This is a genomic window from Bacillus sp. cl95, from assembly GCF_900115925.1.
GTDB lineage: Bacteria > Bacillota > Bacilli > Bacillales > Cytobacillaceae > Neobacillus_A.
The window spans coordinates 394,897-411,464 of sequence record NZ_FOYF01000001.1 but is presented as its reverse complement, the minus strand read 5'-3'; the positions used below and the strand labels follow the sequence as shown (position 1 = coordinate 411,464).

The 16,568-nt window shown below is 38.9% G+C and carries 15 protein-coding genes; all 15 read left to right on the top strand.

Annotated elements, in window-relative coordinates; all coding sequences use genetic code 11:
• Positions 1-15 precede the first annotated feature (15 nt).
• The 15 genes from BMZ31_RS02060 to fliF all read left to right on the top strand — a co-directional run bounded on the left by BMZ31_RS02060 (position 16) and on the right by fliF (position 16,562).
• On the top strand, positions 16-1,899 hold the full coding sequence (locus tag BMZ31_RS02060) for a hypothetical protein (protein WP_090830060.1): 1,884 nt from the start codon (positions 16-18) through the stop codon (positions 1,897-1,899).
• Positions 1,896-2,192 carry an EscU/YscU/HrcU family type III secretion system export apparatus switch protein gene (locus BMZ31_RS02055; protein WP_090830059.1) on the top strand — a complete coding sequence of 99 codons (297 nt, stop codon included), beginning with the start codon at positions 1,896-1,898 and terminating at the stop codon, positions 2,190-2,192. The genes BMZ31_RS02060 and BMZ31_RS02055 overlap by 4 nt, the downstream gene beginning before the upstream one ends.
• Positions 2,193-2,434: 242 nt before the next feature.
• Positions 2,435-3,595, top strand: coding sequence for an ADP-forming succinate--CoA ligase subunit beta (gene sucC / locus BMZ31_RS02050; RefSeq protein ID WP_090830058.1), 1,161 nt, complete (start codon positions 2,435-2,437; stop codon positions 3,593-3,595).
• 72 nt (positions 3,596-3,667) lie between these two features.
• Positions 3,668-4,570: a succinate--CoA ligase subunit alpha gene (gene sucD / locus BMZ31_RS02045; RefSeq protein WP_090830057.1), complete on the top strand. Its 903-nt coding sequence runs from the start codon at positions 3,668-3,670 to the stop codon at positions 4,568-4,570.
• A 78-nt stretch (positions 4,571-4,648) separates the two neighbouring features.
• Positions 4,649-5,512, top strand: a complete 864-nt coding sequence (gene dprA / locus BMZ31_RS02040; protein ID WP_090830056.1) for a DNA-processing protein DprA — start codon at positions 4,649-4,651, stop codon at positions 5,510-5,512.
• A 296-nt stretch (positions 5,513-5,808) separates the two neighbouring features.
• Complete coding sequence (topA, locus tag BMZ31_RS02035) at positions 5,809-7,884, top strand: type I DNA topoisomerase (protein ID WP_090830055.1); 2,076 nt, start codon at positions 5,809-5,811, stop codon at positions 7,882-7,884.
• Positions 7,885-8,135: 251 nt separating this feature from the next.
• Entirely contained in the window at positions 8,136-9,443 is a 1,308-nt protein-coding gene (gene trmFO, locus BMZ31_RS02030) for an FADH(2)-oxidizing methylenetetrahydrofolate--tRNA-(uracil(54)-C(5))-methyltransferase TrmFO (protein WP_090830054.1), read from the top strand.
• Between the two features lie 60 nt (positions 9,444-9,503).
• Positions 9,504-10,403 carry a tyrosine recombinase XerC gene (gene xerC, locus BMZ31_RS02025; protein ID WP_254778553.1) on the top strand — a complete coding sequence of 300 codons (900 nt, stop codon included), beginning with the start codon at positions 9,504-9,506 and terminating at the stop codon, positions 10,401-10,403.
• Between the two features lie 47 nt (positions 10,404-10,450).
• Positions 10,451-10,993 (top strand): ATP-dependent protease subunit HslV, encoded by a 543-nt coding sequence (gene hslV / locus BMZ31_RS02020; protein ID WP_090830053.1) that lies wholly within the window; start codon positions 10,451-10,453, stop codon positions 10,991-10,993.
• A gap of 18 nt (positions 10,994-11,011) precedes the next feature.
• Entirely contained in the window at positions 11,012-12,418 is a 1,407-nt protein-coding gene (gene hslU / locus BMZ31_RS02015; protein WP_090830052.1) for an HslU--HslV peptidase ATPase subunit, read from the top strand.
• 66 nt (positions 12,419-12,484) lie between these two features.
• On the top strand, positions 12,485-13,264 hold the full coding sequence (codY, locus tag BMZ31_RS02010) for a GTP-sensing pleiotropic transcriptional regulator CodY (protein ID WP_090830051.1): 780 nt from the start codon (positions 12,485-12,487) through the stop codon (positions 13,262-13,264).
• A gap of 441 nt (positions 13,265-13,705) precedes the next feature.
• The gene (gene flgB / locus BMZ31_RS02005) at positions 13,706-14,095 is read left to right on the top strand and encodes a flagellar basal body rod protein FlgB (RefSeq protein ID WP_090830050.1); all 390 of its coding nucleotides are present in this window, start codon (positions 13,706-13,708) and stop codon (positions 14,093-14,095) included.
• 5 nt (positions 14,096-14,100) lie between these two features.
• Complete coding sequence (gene flgC, locus BMZ31_RS02000) at positions 14,101-14,562, top strand: flagellar basal body rod protein FlgC (RefSeq protein ID WP_090830049.1); 462 nt, start codon at positions 14,101-14,103, stop codon at positions 14,560-14,562.
• Between the two features lie 22 nt (positions 14,563-14,584).
• Entirely contained in the window at positions 14,585-14,899 is a 315-nt protein-coding gene (fliE, locus tag BMZ31_RS01995) for a flagellar hook-basal body complex protein FliE (protein WP_090830662.1), read from the top strand.
• Positions 14,900-14,972: 73 nt separating this feature from the next.
• Positions 14,973-16,562 (top strand): flagellar basal-body MS-ring/collar protein FliF, encoded by a 1,590-nt coding sequence (gene fliF, locus BMZ31_RS01990; protein ID WP_090830048.1) that lies wholly within the window; start codon positions 14,973-14,975, stop codon positions 16,560-16,562.
• The last annotated feature ends 6 nt before the right edge of the window (positions 16,563-16,568 follow it).

The following is a 16,568-nucleotide window of genomic DNA, read 5'->3' as shown; positions in this document are numbered from 1 at the left end:
ATGGAGGTGAAGGCGATGAATCCCGCACAGATCATGAAATCGGTTCTAAGTCCGAGTATCCAATCAGATTCATTAGGTCAATCATTCAAAGCAGGTCAGATTGTCACTGGGAAAATCACGAAGCTATTTCCGAATCAGACAGCAGAAGTTCAAATCGGTTCTCAAAAAGTAATCGCACAGCTTGAAGCCCCTTTGTCCACGAATGAACGGTATTGGTTTCAGATCCAGCCTGGAGAAGGCAAGATTCACCTCAAGGTGTTGAATGGTTTAACTGGTGCAGCACTGAGGGGTAATGCTGGTGTCGAAGATCTGCTTGCCCAATTTGGACTGCAATCAACGAAAGAAAATAACGCACTAATTAGGTTCATGATTAAGGAACAGTTGCCAATTACAAAAGATTCATTGCAGCTTGCCTCCGTCTGGTTAAAAGGATTCGAACCGTTGGCAGATGGGTTAGCCACGATTAAGCTGATGGTCGAAAAGGCCGTTCCTTTCACGAAAGATATATTCCTATCGTTATTGGCAACTCAACAAAAAGTACCTTTTCATGAACTAATCTCTAATTTGAATAAAGAGTTGACTAAAGCGGCTCCGACAGACCAAATTCTTAACCTACAATCAAAACTTACGGAGCTTACATTACCGTTAGGGGAAAGGATAGGTAAATTGGCTTTGCCTCAACTAGTCAAGAGTTGGCTGTCATCAAGTGGGAAAGAAGAAAGTTCTGCTATAGACTTTTTGAAAAAGATTGGACTTGTACAAGAATCAGCCTCAGAAGGTGAATTAATCAGGAAAGTATTGATGACTCTAAATGAGAGGAAGGGTTCCTTTCACATCAACGATGGATCAGAGAATCTTTCTGGTAAATTAAAGACCATTATTGAAAAAAGTGGGGTTTCAGTATCTGCCCATCTGCCTTCCGTTTTAACGGACTCTCCAGAGTCAATGAATGGGATCAAATACAGTGGCCTTCCGAAACTAACCGAGACGGTTAAGAGCGCGCTCACGACCTTACTAATGGAGAAAAGTGTACTAGAAAGAAACACGACGGCACAAAATCCCCCAGGGTATCGTACAGCTATTGAGATTCTTTCGTTGCTAGGAAACAATAACACCTCTATTCAAACTGCTGAAAAAATGCTTGGAAAACTTCTTTCAGGGAGGTTGAATAGTGGCGATAAACAAGTCACACTACCAAATGAAAAAGAAATAGTTGAAATTGATCGAATCCTGAAGAGCATAAGTGCAGAAACGGTCAATTGGTCTGAGGGTCCATCTGTCTATAAAGAAATCAAAAAAGTGCTTTCAAGCCTAGGGTATGAGTATGAATCAGATATGAATGCTTTTGGGTTTAAAGAAAATGAGAAATTAAATGAAACACTTAAACCGATGCTCATTAAATATTTGAATGAGCATCCCTCACATTCTGGCCGTGAAGCTGCAGAAAACCTCTTGAATAGAATTACAGGTGTACAACTCTTGAACAATGATACAAGTATTCTGCAACAAGTAGTCATGCAGATGCCACTTACTTTTGTCGAGAAGAAATTCGACTTGACGATTCAATGGTCGGGAAAGAAAAAAGAAGATGGAAAAATCGATCCTAATTATTGCCGCATTCTTTTTTATTTAGAACTCGAACAAATAGGACACACGATTGTTGATATGCAGGTTCAAAACCGTATTCTTTCTATTGGTATCCTAAATGAGAATCCTGATCTAAAGACGATCGCCTCACCTTTGATAGCTCCATTGAAGGAGAAGTTAGCGGAAATGAAATATGTGTTATCTTCCATCTCTTTTGAACAACCATCATTAAATGGCGGAAAGTCGTTGTTGAGGGAGAAAATCAGGGCATATGATTCAAAAGGCTATTCGGGAGTTGATATTAGGATATGACGACTGATGAAAAGCATTCGCGTCGGGAAGCGGTAGCTCTCGGGTTTCAACCTGAACGCGGCGATGCACCAAAAGTATTGGCTCGCGGTAAAGGATTGATTGCAGATCAAATCATCGACAAAGCGAAGGAAAACAATGTGCCGATTCAAGAAGATCCGTCACTGGTTGGTTTGCTAAGTGAACTAGACATTAATCAAAGTATTCCAGAAGAACTTTACCAAGCCGTAGCCGAAGTTTTCGCATTTATTTATCGTTCAGACCGTGAGATGCAAAAAAGGGGAAAAGACGGGTGAGAAGCCTGTCTTTTTATTATTGTCATAAAATAATTCGTAGGTTTTATTCTTTGGGATACTCAGAAAACACTGGTTTTAAAGTGTGATATTTTTCAGACTTTTAAGATAAATATAATATTTTCGTCATAATGGTGGACAAGGTATGTGTCATTATATAAAATGAAAGCGCAGTCTATTTTTGATAAGTTAATAGGGAACGCGGAAGCGCTTATGCGAAGCCGTCAGATTAAGGAGGATGGGAAATGAATATCCATGAGTATCAAGGAAAAGAGATCCTCAGAAAATATGGGGTTGCTGTTCCAAATGGAAAAGTGGCATTCACGGTTGAAGAAGCTGTAGAAGCTGCAAAAGAACTTGGCACACAAGTTTGTGTAGTTAAAGCACAAATCCACGCTGGTGGAAGAGGAAAAGCTGGCGGTGTTAAAGTTGCTAAAAACCTTGACGAAGTTCGTACATATGCAACAGAAATCTTAGGCAAGACGCTTATTACGCATCAAACAGGTCCTGAGGGTAAAGAAGTAAAGCGTCTGCTAATTGAAGAAGGTTGCGATATTAAGAAAGAGTATTATATCGGACTAGTTCTTGACCGTGCGACTTCACGTGTAGTCCTAATGGCTTCCGAAGAAGGTGGAACGGAGATTGAAGAAGTGGCTGAAAAGACGCCTGAAAAAATCTTCAAAGAAGAAATCGATCCTGTTGTTGGTTTAAGTGCATACCAAGCTCGTCGTATTGCATTTAACATTAATATTCCTAAGGAATTAATTGGCCAAGCAGTCAAATTTATGATGGCATTATACTCTGCATACATTGAAAAAGATTGCTCTATCGCAGAAATCAACCCGCTTGTTGTTACAGGTGATGGTAAAGTAATGGCGTTAGATGCAAAATTGAACTTCGATTCAAATGCTTTATACCGTCAAAAAGACGTGTTAGAGTACCGTGACCTTGAAGAGGAAGATGCAAAGGAAATCGAAGCTTCTAAATACGACCTAAGCTACATATCTTTAGATGGAAATATCGGCTGTATGGTTAACGGAGCAGGACTTGCAATGGCAACTATGGATATTGTAAAGCATTATGGTGGAGACCCTGCAAACTTCCTTGATGTTGGGGGCGGTGCAACAGCTGAAAAAGTAACTGAAGCTTTCAAAATCATCCTTTCTGATGCAAACGTTAAAGGTATTTTCGTTAACATCTTTGGCGGAATCATGAAGTGTGACGTTATTGCTGAGGGTGTTGTAGAGGCTGCTAAGCAAGTAGGACTAAGTGTTCCGCTAGTTGTTCGTTTAGAAGGTACTAACGTTGAACTTGGGAAGAAGATCCTTGCTGAGTCTGACTTAAATATCATTGCAGCTGAATCAATGGCTGACGGAGCACAAAAAATCGTTTCTTTAGTAGGTTAAAATTCATACAGAGCCAGTTGGGATGATGAATAAGCCTGACGGTGATACTGGAGATAAGGAAGGGGAATTGAAGTGAGCGTTTTTATTAATAAAGATACGAAGGTCATTGTTCAAGGTATTACAGGTTCAACGGCCCTTTTCCATACAAAACAAATGCTGGAATACGGCACGCAAATCGTTGGTGGTACTACACCTGGTAAGGGTGGAATGGAAGTAGAAGGCGTACCAGTTTTCAACACTGTAAAAGAAGCGGTTGAAGCTACTGGTGCAAATGCTTCAGTCATCTATGTACCTGCTCCATTCGCAGCGGATGCTATCCTTGAAGCGGTAGATGCTGAACTGGATCTTGCAATCTGTATCACTGAGCACATTCCTGTTTTGGATATGGTAAAGGTTAAGCGATACATGGAAGGTAAGAAAACTCGTTTAGTAGGACCTAACTGCCCAGGTGTAATCACACCGGATGAGTGTAAAATTGGTATTATGCCAGGATACATTCATACAAAAGGTCATGTTGGTGTAGTTTCACGTTCTGGAACTTTAACTTACGAAGCTGTACACCAATTAACACAAACAGGAATCGGACAATCTACAGCTGTAGGTATTGGTGGAGATCCTGTAAATGGTACAAACTTCATCGATGTTCTAAAAGCTTTCAACGAAGATCCTGAAACATATGCAGTAATCATGATCGGTGAAATTGGTGGAACAGCTGAAGAAGAAGCAGCCGAGTGGGTAAAAGCTAACATGACGAAGCCTGTAGTTGGATTCATTGGTGGACGCACTGCACCTCCAGGAAAACGCATGGGTCACGCTGGTGCTATTATCTCAGGCGGTAAAGGTACGGCTGATGAAAAGATTCGCGTCATGAACGAGTGTGGAATTAAAGTAGCAGACACACCATCTGTAATGGGTGAAACTCTCATTGAAGCACTTAAAGAAAACGGCTTATACGAAAAGTGTAAAACACATTAATTTTCTTAGTTTCATATAGTCTGAAATAGTCCCTCTATCAGAGGGGCTGTTTCACCTTAAAAAATAGGAGGTTAACCCATGGACGATTTTAAAAGAAGACTAGTCCATCTGCTTCATTGTCCGAATATAAGCTGGTCTGCAGTATATAACCTACTGAAGAAGGATCCTCATTTACACAACGTTTATCAACTTTCTTCCTTTGATTCCCTCAAACGACCTCTCAATGCTACAGAATCTTTAAAAACTCCCTCCACTGAACTTATTCTTGAACAAATGCGACAATATGAGACAAACGCAATAAAGGTTATTACAATTTTTGATAAAGAATATCCTCCTGCTTTAAAAGAGATATATCAACCCCCCTGGGCTCTATTTGCAAAAGGTAATATAGAGTTATTAAAACTTGAACCGAAGCTAGCAGTTGTAGGTTCCAGGCAGGCAACTCAATATGGGAAAAATGCCATCAGACTCTTATTTCCTGATCTGATTGAAAGAGGAATCGTCATCGTAAGTGGTTTGGCCAAGGGAATTGATGCCATTGCTCATGAATGTACACTAAGAAATGGTGGTCAAACTATCGCAGTGATTGCAGGAGGTTTTTATCATATTTATCCAAAAGAAAATTTATCCTTGGCGATGGAATTGATGAAAACACACCTCGTCATTTCAGAATATCCTCCAGATACAAAACCAAGTAAATGGCACTTTCCGATGCGAAACAGAATCATCAGTGGCCTATCTAAAGGTACATTAATAATAGAAGCAAAGAGAAAAAGCGGGTCGCTTATTACTGCCAATTATGCGGTAAATGAAGGCAGGGAAGTCTTTTCATTACCAGGCAGTATCTTTAACCCTTTTTCAAATGGCACTAATGAGTTAATTCAGCAAGGAGCAAAGCTAGTTACGACGGCTGAAGACATTTTAGTTGAGATAAGAAATTGACATGTGGTATTTTTTCGGGGAAAATGCTGTATAATTCATAAAAAAAGGATTTTTATGTATGATTTTGAAAAAACCTTCTTAATTTAGTGGAAAAAGGTTGAAATTATTTTGATTCTGTTATACATTTTGCATCAGGTGTCCAAACAATAAAAAGAGTTATCAATCAATGTCCCATTTTCGTTTCCACATCATGAAAACGGTTTCGAGGGTTGTTTTCGACTTCCTATTAAAAGATAAATAGAGAATATGTAGTAATAGATGGTATGAAATATAGACCTCTTAAGGAGGAAAAATGGATGTCCGATTTTCTTGTAATCGTAGAGTCGCCAGCTAAGGCGAAAACGATAGAGCGCTATCTTGGAAAGAAATATAAAGTGAAAGCATCCATGGGGCATGTTCGTGATTTACCGAAAAGCCAAATGGGTGTCGATACAGAAAACAACTATGACCCTAAATACATAACTATTAGAGGGAAGGGCCCTGTCCTTAAAGAATTGAAGTCCGCTGCAAAAAAAGCAAAGAAAATTTATCTCGCGGCTGACCCGGATCGTGAAGGAGAGGCAATTGCCTGGCATTTGGCTCACACACTTGATGTAGATATCACTTCAGATTGCAGGGTTGTTTTTAATGAAATAACAAAGGATGCCATCAAAGAATCCTTTAAGCACCCTAGACCAATCAATATGGATCTTGTAGATGCCCAACAGGCACGTCGTATCTTAGATCGCCTCGTCGGTTACAATATCAGTCCCCTATTATGGAAAAAAGTAAAAAAAGGTTTGAGTGCCGGAAGGGTACAATCTGTAGCGGTGCGATTAATCATTGATCGTGAACAAGAAATACAGGCTTTTATCCCTGAAGAATACTGGACCATTTCTGGTGAATTATTAAAAGGAAACGATGTCTTTGAAGCATTCTTCTATGGGCTAGGTGACAAGAAGATGGAACTGACATCCGAGCAGGACGTAAATGGAATTCTGCAAAAGATGGAAGGTAACAAGTTCAAGGTAATATCTGTTTCAAAGAAAGAACGAAAAAGAAATCCAGCACCGCCTTTTACAACTTCTTCATTACAACAAGAGGCTGCGAGAAAACTGAATTTCCGTGCCAAGAAGACAATGATGCTTGCTCAACAACTATATGAAGGTATAGAGCTCGGTAAGGAAGGTACAGTTGGTTTAATTACTTACATGCGTACAGATTCCACTCGAATCTCCGAAACAGCCCAAAATGAAGCGGCTTCATACATTGCTTCAGAATTTGGCGAATCTTACCTAAAGGAAGAACAAAGAAAAGAGAAAAAGCAATCAAATGCACAAGATGCGCATGAAGCGGTTCGACCAACAAGCGCCCTCCGTGATCCAAACAGCATGAAAGAATTTTTGTCTCGAGATCAATTCCGACTGTATAAGTTGATATGGGAAAGATTCTTAGCGAGCCAAATGGCACATGCCATCATGGATACCATGAGCGTAGACTTACAAAACGGATCTGTTGTATTCAGAGCTACTGGATCAAAAGTGAAATTCCCTGGTTTCATGAAACTTTATGTGGAAGGTTCAGATGATCAAGTAGAGGAAAGCGAAAGAATGCTTCCTGACTTGAAAGAAGGGGACGAAGTTTTTAAAAAGGACATTGAGCCAAAACAACACTTCACTCAACCTCCACCAAGGTATACGGAGGCCAGATTAGTCAAAACACTTGAAGAGTTAGGTATAGGTAGACCATCTACTTATGCACCTACTCTTGATACGATACAAAAAAGAGGATACGTAGCTTTAGATAATAAGCGATTTATACCTACCGAACTTGGAGAAATCGTGTTACAATTGATTCTTGAGTTTTTTCCGGATGTATTGGATGTTGAATTCACTGCTAAGATGGAACAAGGCCTTGATGATGTCGAGGATGGAAAAGTAGGTTGGGTCAACGTTATTGACAATTTTTATAAAGATTTCGAAAAGCATTTAGGCAGAGCTGAACAAGAAATGCAACAGGTTGAAATAAAAGATGAGCCTGCTGGCGAAGATTGTGAACAATGTGGTAGTCCGATGGTATTTAAAATGGGACGATATGGAAAGTTCATGGCATGCAGCAATTTTCCTGACTGCAGAAACACGAAAGCAATTGTCAAAGACATCGGTGTTACTTGTCCTAAATGTAAAGAAGGTAACATTATCGAAAGAAAAAGCAAAAAGAAGCGATTGTTTTATGGATGCGATCAATATCCTGGATGTGACTTTATTTCATGGGATAAGCCACTGCCAAGAAACTGTCCAAAATGCGAGAGCTATTTAGTCGAGAAGAAATTAAAAAAAGGTGTCCAGGTACAGTGTACAGAATGTGACTACAAAGAAGAGCAGCAAAGTTAGAGTGAGCTCCAAGCTCACTCTTTTCCATTTTCTCATTAAAAAACAGAAGAAAATGGATTTTATTCTTCTAAACGGTTATGCTTTTCTTCTGGCAAGCCAAAAGAGAAGTCTTGCTCTTTTTTCGTTTTGTCGAAATTTGTAATATACGAAACTTTTTTCTGAAGTTTTCGTATTGTTAACTGTAAGATGGAAATGAATGATGGTAAATATATAGATTGAAGAATAAAAGGTAGCATAGTGGAGGTAACAAAATGAGTAATGTAACAGTAAATGTAATCGGTGCAGGTCTTGCCGGAAGTGAAGCAGCATGGCAACTAGCGAAAAGAGGCATAAAAGTAAGACTATATGAAATGAGACCGGTAAAACAGACACCCGCTCATCATACAGATAAATTTGCAGAATTGGTTTGCAGTAATTCATTAAGGGCAAATACACTTACAAACGCAGTTGGAGTATTAAAAGAAGAAATGCGTCTGTTAGATTCTGTCATTATTCTTTCAGCTGATGAATGCTCTGTACCTGCCGGCGGTGCGCTTGCTGTAGATAGACACGAATTTGCTGCTGCTGTAACAGATAAAGTAAAAAACCATGAAAACGTTACTGTTGTCAATGAAGAAGTTACTGAAATTCCTGAGGGGATTACCATTATTGCAACAGGACCGTTAACAAGTCCAGCACTTGCTGCACAATTGAAAGAGTTAACAGGCGAGGATTATTTGTATTTCTATGATGCAGCTGCACCGATTCTTGAAAAAGACAGCATCAATATGGACAAGGTTTATTTGAAATCTCGTTATGATAAAGGGGAAGCTGCTTACTTAAACTGTCCAATGACAGAGGAAGAATTCGAAGTGTTCTATCAGGCGCTTGTTTCAGCAGAAACGGTTCCATTAAAAGAATTTGAAAAGGAAATCTATTTTGAAGGCTGTATGCCAATTGAAGTAATGGGTCAACGTGGAAAGAAAACGATGCTTTTCGGACCAATGAAACCGGTTGGACTTGAAGATCCTCGTACAGGCAAGCGACCTTTCGCCGTAGTTCAGTTGCGCCAGGACGATGCTGCAGGAACACTTTATAATATTGTAGGTTTTCAAACTCACCTTAAATGGGGAGCTCAAAAAGAAGTCATTCGCTTAATTCCTGGCTTGGAAAACGCAGAAATTATTCGCTACGGTGTTATGCACAGAAATACTTTCATAAACTCTCCAAAAGTACTTATGCCAACATACCAATTCGGTAATCGTGAAGATTTATTCTTTGCTGGACAGATGACTGGTGTAGAAGGATATGTAGAATCTGCAGCAAGTGGATTAATTGCGGGGATCAACGCTGCTCGTCTTGTATTAGGGGAAAAGCCTGCTGAATTCCCAGCTGAAACAGCAATGGGAAGTATGGCGAAATATATCACAAATGCCAACTCTAAGAATTTTCAACCTATGAATGCAAACTTCGGATTATTCCCTGAATTACCTGTTAAGATTAAAGCGAAAGCAGATCGTTATGCAGCACATGCTAGCAGAGCATTAGAAACAATTCAGAACTTTGCGAAAAGTTTGTAAATATCCTTGCAAGCCATATTCAATTGTGATAATATTTAGTAGCTTTGTGGGGTGGTATGATTGGAGAATGTGAACGTTTCATTAAAATTGTTTATAGAATATTTACAAATAGAAAAAAACTACTCACAATATACAGTTGAACATTATCATTATGATATTAGTGATTTTGCTAAATTCATGGTGGAACAAAACATTGCTCATTTTGAGGATGTTCAATACACCGATGCAAGGCTCTATCTTACTTTCTTATATGAAAGAAAGCTTGCAAGAAAGACAGTCGCCAAGAAAATTTCCTGTTTGAGAAGTTTTTATAAGTTTATGCTCAGAGAGAAGCTAATTGAAGATAATCCATTTGCACTTGTTACCATGCCCAAAGCGGAAAAGCGGCTGCCAGAGTTCTTCTACGAAGATGAACTCCAACAGCTCTTTGAATCTTGTGAGACGGAAACGCCTCTCGGACAAAGAAATAAAGCCTTGCTGGAACTCCTATACGCGACTGGCATTCGTGTTAGTGAATGCTGCAGCATTAGGCTTAAAGATTTGGACTTTTTTCTATCGACCATACTTGTTCATGGCAAAGGAAACAAGGAAAGATATGTACCCTTTGGTAGCTTTGCAAGTGACTCGCTTGAACATTACATAAACAATGGCAGACAGAAGCTTCTAGAAGGCAAGGAACAGCACGATACTCTGTTTGTTAATCATCGGGGCGGACCGCTGACTGTTAGAGGGGTAAGAACCATTTTAGATGGGATGATCAAGAAATCAACCTTGAATGGTAAAATCCATCCGCATATGCTAAGGCATACTTTTGCAACACATCTTCTTAATAATGGTGCCGATATGAGGACTGTTCAGGAATTGCTAGGACACGCATTTTTATCATCTACACAAGTTTATACACATGTAACGAATGACTATTTGCGAAAAACTTATATGACCCATCATCCGAGAGCTTAATGATGATGGCTGGTCCAACCATTAACTCCTAAAGGAGGATACTAATCATGTCACAATTTCATGCAACGACGATTTTTGCGGTTCATCATAAAGGGGAATGCGCGATGTCAGGTGATGGTCAAGTCACTTTTGGTAACGCGGTAGTGATGAAACACACTGCAAAAAAAGTCAGAAAAATATTTAATGGTAAAGTCTTAGCTGGTTTTGCTGGATCTGTTGCAGATGCCTTCACTTTATTTGAAATGTTTGAAGGTAAACTGGAAGAGTACAACGGAAATCTTCAAAGGGCAGCTGTAGAACTTGCCAAGCAATGGCGCAGTGATAAAGTATTGAGACGTCTTGAGGCAATGCTGATTGTTATGAACGAAGAACACATTCTGTTAGTATCTGGAACAGGTGAAGTGATCGAACCTGATGATGGGATATTGGCTATCGGCTCAGGAGGGAATTACGCCCTGGCTGCTGGACGATCTTTGAAGAAGTTTGCAGGTGAACATTTGTCTGCTAAGGAAATTGCAAAAGCTGCATTAGATGTGGCTGCTGAAATCTGTGTTTATACAAATGAAAATATTATTGTGGAAGAGCTATAACGGGAAGGAGCCTGATTCATGAGTAAAATGACGAATTTAACGCCCCGCCAGATTGTAGATAAGCTTGACCAATATATTGTAGGACAGAAGGATGCGAAGAAGGCGGTCGCAGTTGCCCTAAGAAACCGATACAGAAGAAGTTTACTGGACGGTAAATTACGTGATGAAATTATTCCGAAAAATATCCTAATGATTGGCCCTACAGGAGTCGGAAAAACCGAAATTGCACGTAGAATGGCCAAACTTGTTAGTGCTCCATTTATTAAAGTGGAGGCAACGAAATTTACTGAGGTCGGATATGTTGGCCGTGATGTTGAATCAATGGTAAGAGATTTAGCAGAAACAGCAGTAAGACTTGTAAAAGAAGAAAAAATGCTTAGTGTGAAAGAGCGTGCTGAAGAAAACGCAAATCATCGTTTAATTGATTTGCTCGTACCATCTCAAAAAAAATCTACTTCCTACAAAAATCCTTTAGAAATGCTTTTTGGAGGAGGAGGTCATCAGGCAGAAACAGAAACGAGTTCTCACGATGATTTCAATGAAAACGAGAAACGTAAGATTGTGAAGGAAAAACTTGCATTGGGAGAGCTCGAAGACCAAGTCGTAACAGTTGAAGTGGATGAGCAGCAACCATCTATGTTCGACATGCTACAAGGCTCAGGTATGGAGCAAATGGGCATGAACATGCAAGATGCATTAAGTAGTTTTATGCCTAAACGTCGTAAGAAACGTAAGCTTACAGTAAGAGAAGCTAGAACCGTTTTAACCAATGAAGAAGCTCAGAAATTGATTGATATGGACGAAGTGACACAAGAAGCGGTTTTTCGTGCAGAACAAACGGGTATTATCTTTATTGACGAGATTGATAAGATTGCCAGCAAAAATGCTGGCGGATCTTCAGCAGATGTTTCCCGCGAAGGTGTTCAAAGAGATATCCTTCCAGTTGTTGAAGGGTCAACGGTTGTAACGAAGTACGGTTCTGTGAAGACGGATCACATCTTGTTCATCGCAGCCGGTGCGTTTCACATGGCGAAGCCTTCGGATTTAATCCCTGAATTGCAAGGGCGATTCCCGATTCGTGTAGAGTTAACTAAGCTAACGGTAGATGACTTTTTCCGAATTCTTGTTGAACCAGATAACGCCCTAATAAAACAATATCAGGCTTTATTGGAAACGGAAGGTATACAAATTGAATTTTCTGACGATGCTATTCGTAAGATAGCTGAAGTTGCTTTTGAAGTAAATCAAAATACTGATAATATCGGTGCTAGACGACTTCATACCATTCTTGAGAAACTTTTAGAGGATTTATCCTTTGAAGCTCCGGACATTAATCTTGAAAGCATTAAGATCACTCCACAATATGTGGAAGAAAAACTTGGTGCGATCTCACGAAATAAAGACTTAAGCCAATTCATTCTTTAATGAGAATGAAACATCATACTAATAATCAAAATAGGGTTTGTGTTAGATAATAGGAGGAAGAAACAAATGGATTTATTATCAAAGACTAGAAAGATTAATGCCTTACTTCAAAAGGCTGCAGGAAAGCCTGTAAACTTCAAGGAAATGTCTGATACATTGAGCGATGTTATTGAAGCAAATGTATTCGTCGTTAGCCGTCGTGGAAAATTACTTGGCTTTTCGATTAATCAGCAAATTGAAAACGAGCGTATGAAAAATATGCTTGAAGAGCGTCAATTTCCTGAAGAGTACACAAAGAATTTGTTCCAAATTCAAGAAACTTCATCAAACCTTGATGTGGAATCTGAGCACACTGCTTTCCCGGTTGAAAACAGAGACCTATTCAGAGAAGGTTTGACAACTATCGTACCAATCATTGGTGGCGGTGAGCGTTTAGGTACACTTATTCTTGCTCGTATTCATGAAAAATTCCATGATGATGATTTAATTCTTGGAGAATATGGTGCAACGGTAGTAGGAATGGAAATTTTAAGAGAAAAAGCAGAAGAAATTGAAGAAGAAGCGCGTAGCAAAGCGGTTGTTCAAATGGCTATCAGTTCATTATCATATAGTGAACTTGAAGCAATTGAGCATATTTTTGAAGAGCTAAATGGCAAGGAAGGTTTACTTGTTGCATCTAAGATCGCTGACCGCGTAGGCATTACTCGTTCAGTTATTGTAAATGCTTTGAGAAAGCTCGAAAGTGCTGGTGTCATTGAATCCCGTTCATTAGGGATGAAAGGAACTTACATCAAAGTTCTTAACGACAAGTTCTTAATGGAATTAGATAAGTTAAGATCCAACTAATAAATCTATACAAGAAGTTAACATCATTTACTTCTTATATTAGAACCCCATCAGGAGATAATAAATCTTCCTGGTGGGGTTTTTTGTGTTGCGTTGCAATGAACATCAAGAATTCGAATGTGATACACTTACAAAAATTGGATAGTATAAAATAGTTCTTTCTTCACAATGCAATGTAACAAATATGTAATAAGATGAACGAAGATATATTCGACAAGTTTCGAGAAATTTCTTGTTTTTCTAAAATAATTAGTATATAAAGAAAATTAAGGATAAAAAATCAAGCAAACGCCCTACTCATTGGCAAAATATAGTAAAAAAATAAGACTTTAGGGTTAGGGACAGTTTATTACACTTTCATTACAATAATAAATAGATTGATATAATCGAGAATTTTCTGCAAAAAGAATCATTTTCTGACAATCGGAATGAGGTGCACCTTTGAAGTTATTTTCAAACACAATGACAACAATTGAAAATGCCCTGAACTATTCATCAACAAAGCAAAAGGTCATTTCGCAAAACATTGCCAACGTGGATACACCAAACTACAAGGCTAAAGACGTTAGTTTTAAGTCCATATACAAAGATGCAGTGAATTCATCGCTGCATGCAAATAGAACAGACTATCGACATTTTGAATTTAAAGGCGGAACAAGCTCTGCCATCATTAATAGAAAAGATGTCCAATATCAGCACAATGGCAATAGCGTCGATTTAGATAAAGAAATGTCTGAACTGGCAACAAATCAGATCTATTATAATGCGATGATTGAAAGAATGAATGGCAAATTTTCTACTCTTAATAATGTCATTAGAGGAGGGAAATAATATCAATGTCAATATTTCATAGCATTAATACATCAGCTTCTGCCTTGACAGCGCAGCGTCTTAGAATGGATGTTATTTCTTCCAATATGGCAAATGTGGATACAACACGTGGGAAAATCGTTAATGGTGAGTGGCAGCCTTACAGCAGGAAAACGGTTGTAATGGAACCAAGGGAAGGTTCCTTTTCTTCTTTTCTTCAAATGGCTAAAGGTGGAAGAGTTAACTCAGCCGTTGGGAATGGAGTAAAAGTCTCAGCCATAAAAGAGGACAACAAGACACCATTCAAAATGGTATTCGATCCCGAACATCCTGATGCAAATGCGGATGGATTTGTCCAAATGCCTAATGTTGATCCATTAAGAGAAATGGTTGATCTCATGAGTGCGACAAGATCTTATGAAGCAAACGTAACCGTTATGAATGCTTCAAAAAGTATGTTAATGAAAGCGTTAGAAATCGGGAAGTAAGGATTAAGGAGACAATTCAATGATGAATAACGTATCTTTCCCATCAGTAAGCCAAGTATTCGCATCAGCTGAAAATACAAAAATCAATACACCTACACAAACACCATTCGAAGCTCAAAGAAGTTTTGCGACCGTATTAAAAAATTCTTTGAACGAACTAAATGAAACGCAAATTCAATCTGACCGATTGACAGAAAAATTAGCCAAAGGTGAAAATATAGATTTGCATCAAGTTATGATTGCTTCACAAAAAGCAAGTATTACTTTACAAGCAACGATGGAAATCCGAAACAAGGCCATTGAGGCATATCAAGAAATGATGAGAATGCAAGTTTAAAACAAAAAGGCTGTTAGCTTGAACAAAAAAAGTAGCTGCCCAGACAGTAGACAGAAAAAGCCGGGGGATAGCGATGAATGAAACTGTACGAAATTATTTAAATAAAATGAAAAACTTTTGGGGCAGCCGCACAAAGAAGCAAAAAGGCATTTATGCTGCATCAGCTGTTTCATTCGTTATAGTTATAGCGGTTGCAGCGTTCTTCGCCACCAAAACAACCTTAGTCCCTTTATATAGCAACTTAACCCCATCTGAAACAGGTTCCATTAAAGAGAGTCTGGATGCCAGAGGGGTTAGTTCACAAATTGCTGATGGTGGTACCACGATAATGGTTCCAGAGGATACGGTTGATACGTTGAAGGTTGAATTAGCAGCCGAAGGAATTCCGAAATCAGGGAATATTGATTACTCATTTTTTAGTCAAAATGCCGGAATTGGTATGACTGAAAATGAATTTAACGTGTTAAAGCTTGATGCTATGCAAACAGAATTAGCGGATTTAATGAAGGGAATTGAAGGGGTTCAAGATGCAAAAGTCATGATTAACCTTCCTGAGCAAAGTATCTTCGTTAATGATAAGGACGACGCAGCATCAGCGTCTATCGTTCTTCATACAAAGCCAGGATATCAATTCAAAGAAGAACAAATCCGTTCTCTATATCATTTGGTTTCAAAAAGTGTGCCCAACCTACCCACTGATAATATCGTCATCATGAATCAAATGTTTGAGTATTTTGATTTAAATGAAAAAGAAAATTCAATCGCAGGTAACTCATTTACGACTCAACATGAAATAAAGAAACAAATTGAAAGAGACGTTCAGCGCCAAGTTCAAAACATGCTTGGTACAATGATGGGTCAAGACAAAGTAATTGCAACGGTCACAGCTGACCTTGACTTTACACAGGAGAATAGAGAAGAAAACATCGTTTCTCCTGTTGACGAAGAAAACATGAAAGGTCTCGAAATTAGTGTGCAAAGGGTAACAGAAACATTCTCTGGTAAGGGGGCTGCTCCTGGTGGTGTAACAGGAGCTGGTGAGAATGAAATTGCCAATTACACGGAGACAACTGGAGAAAGTAATGGGGATTATGAAAAAGTGGAAGAGACGATTAACAATGAAGTTAACCGTATCCGTAAGCAAATTGTCGAAAGCCCATACAAAGTAAGAGATTTAGGTATTCAAGTGATGGTTGAACCACCGACACCGGATGATCCTAATACCCTTCCGCAAGAAAGGGTAGACGATATAACAAAAATTCTTTCAGCCATTGTTCGAACGACTATAGATAAGAATTCTGCCGAAGAAAACTTATCTGATGAGGCGATTCAAGATAAAATCGTAGTCTCTGTACAGCCATTCAAAGGCAAAGTGACTTTCCCAAGTGAGACGGAAGAGAAGATTCCAGTTTGGGTCTATGTGGTTGGGGGAGTATTGATTGCCATCATAGCACTATTGTTATTCCTGTTTATGAGAGCTCGCAGAAAACGTAAGGAAGAAGATGAAATGGAAGAAGAATTAGCAGAACCATTATTCATTCCTGATGTTAATGATGAGAAAGAAACAGAAAATAGCTTACGAAAGAAGCAACTCGAAAAAATGGCAAAAGAAAAGCCGGAAGATTTTGCAAAGCTTCTCCGGACATGGATTGCAGAAGATTAGGGCTAG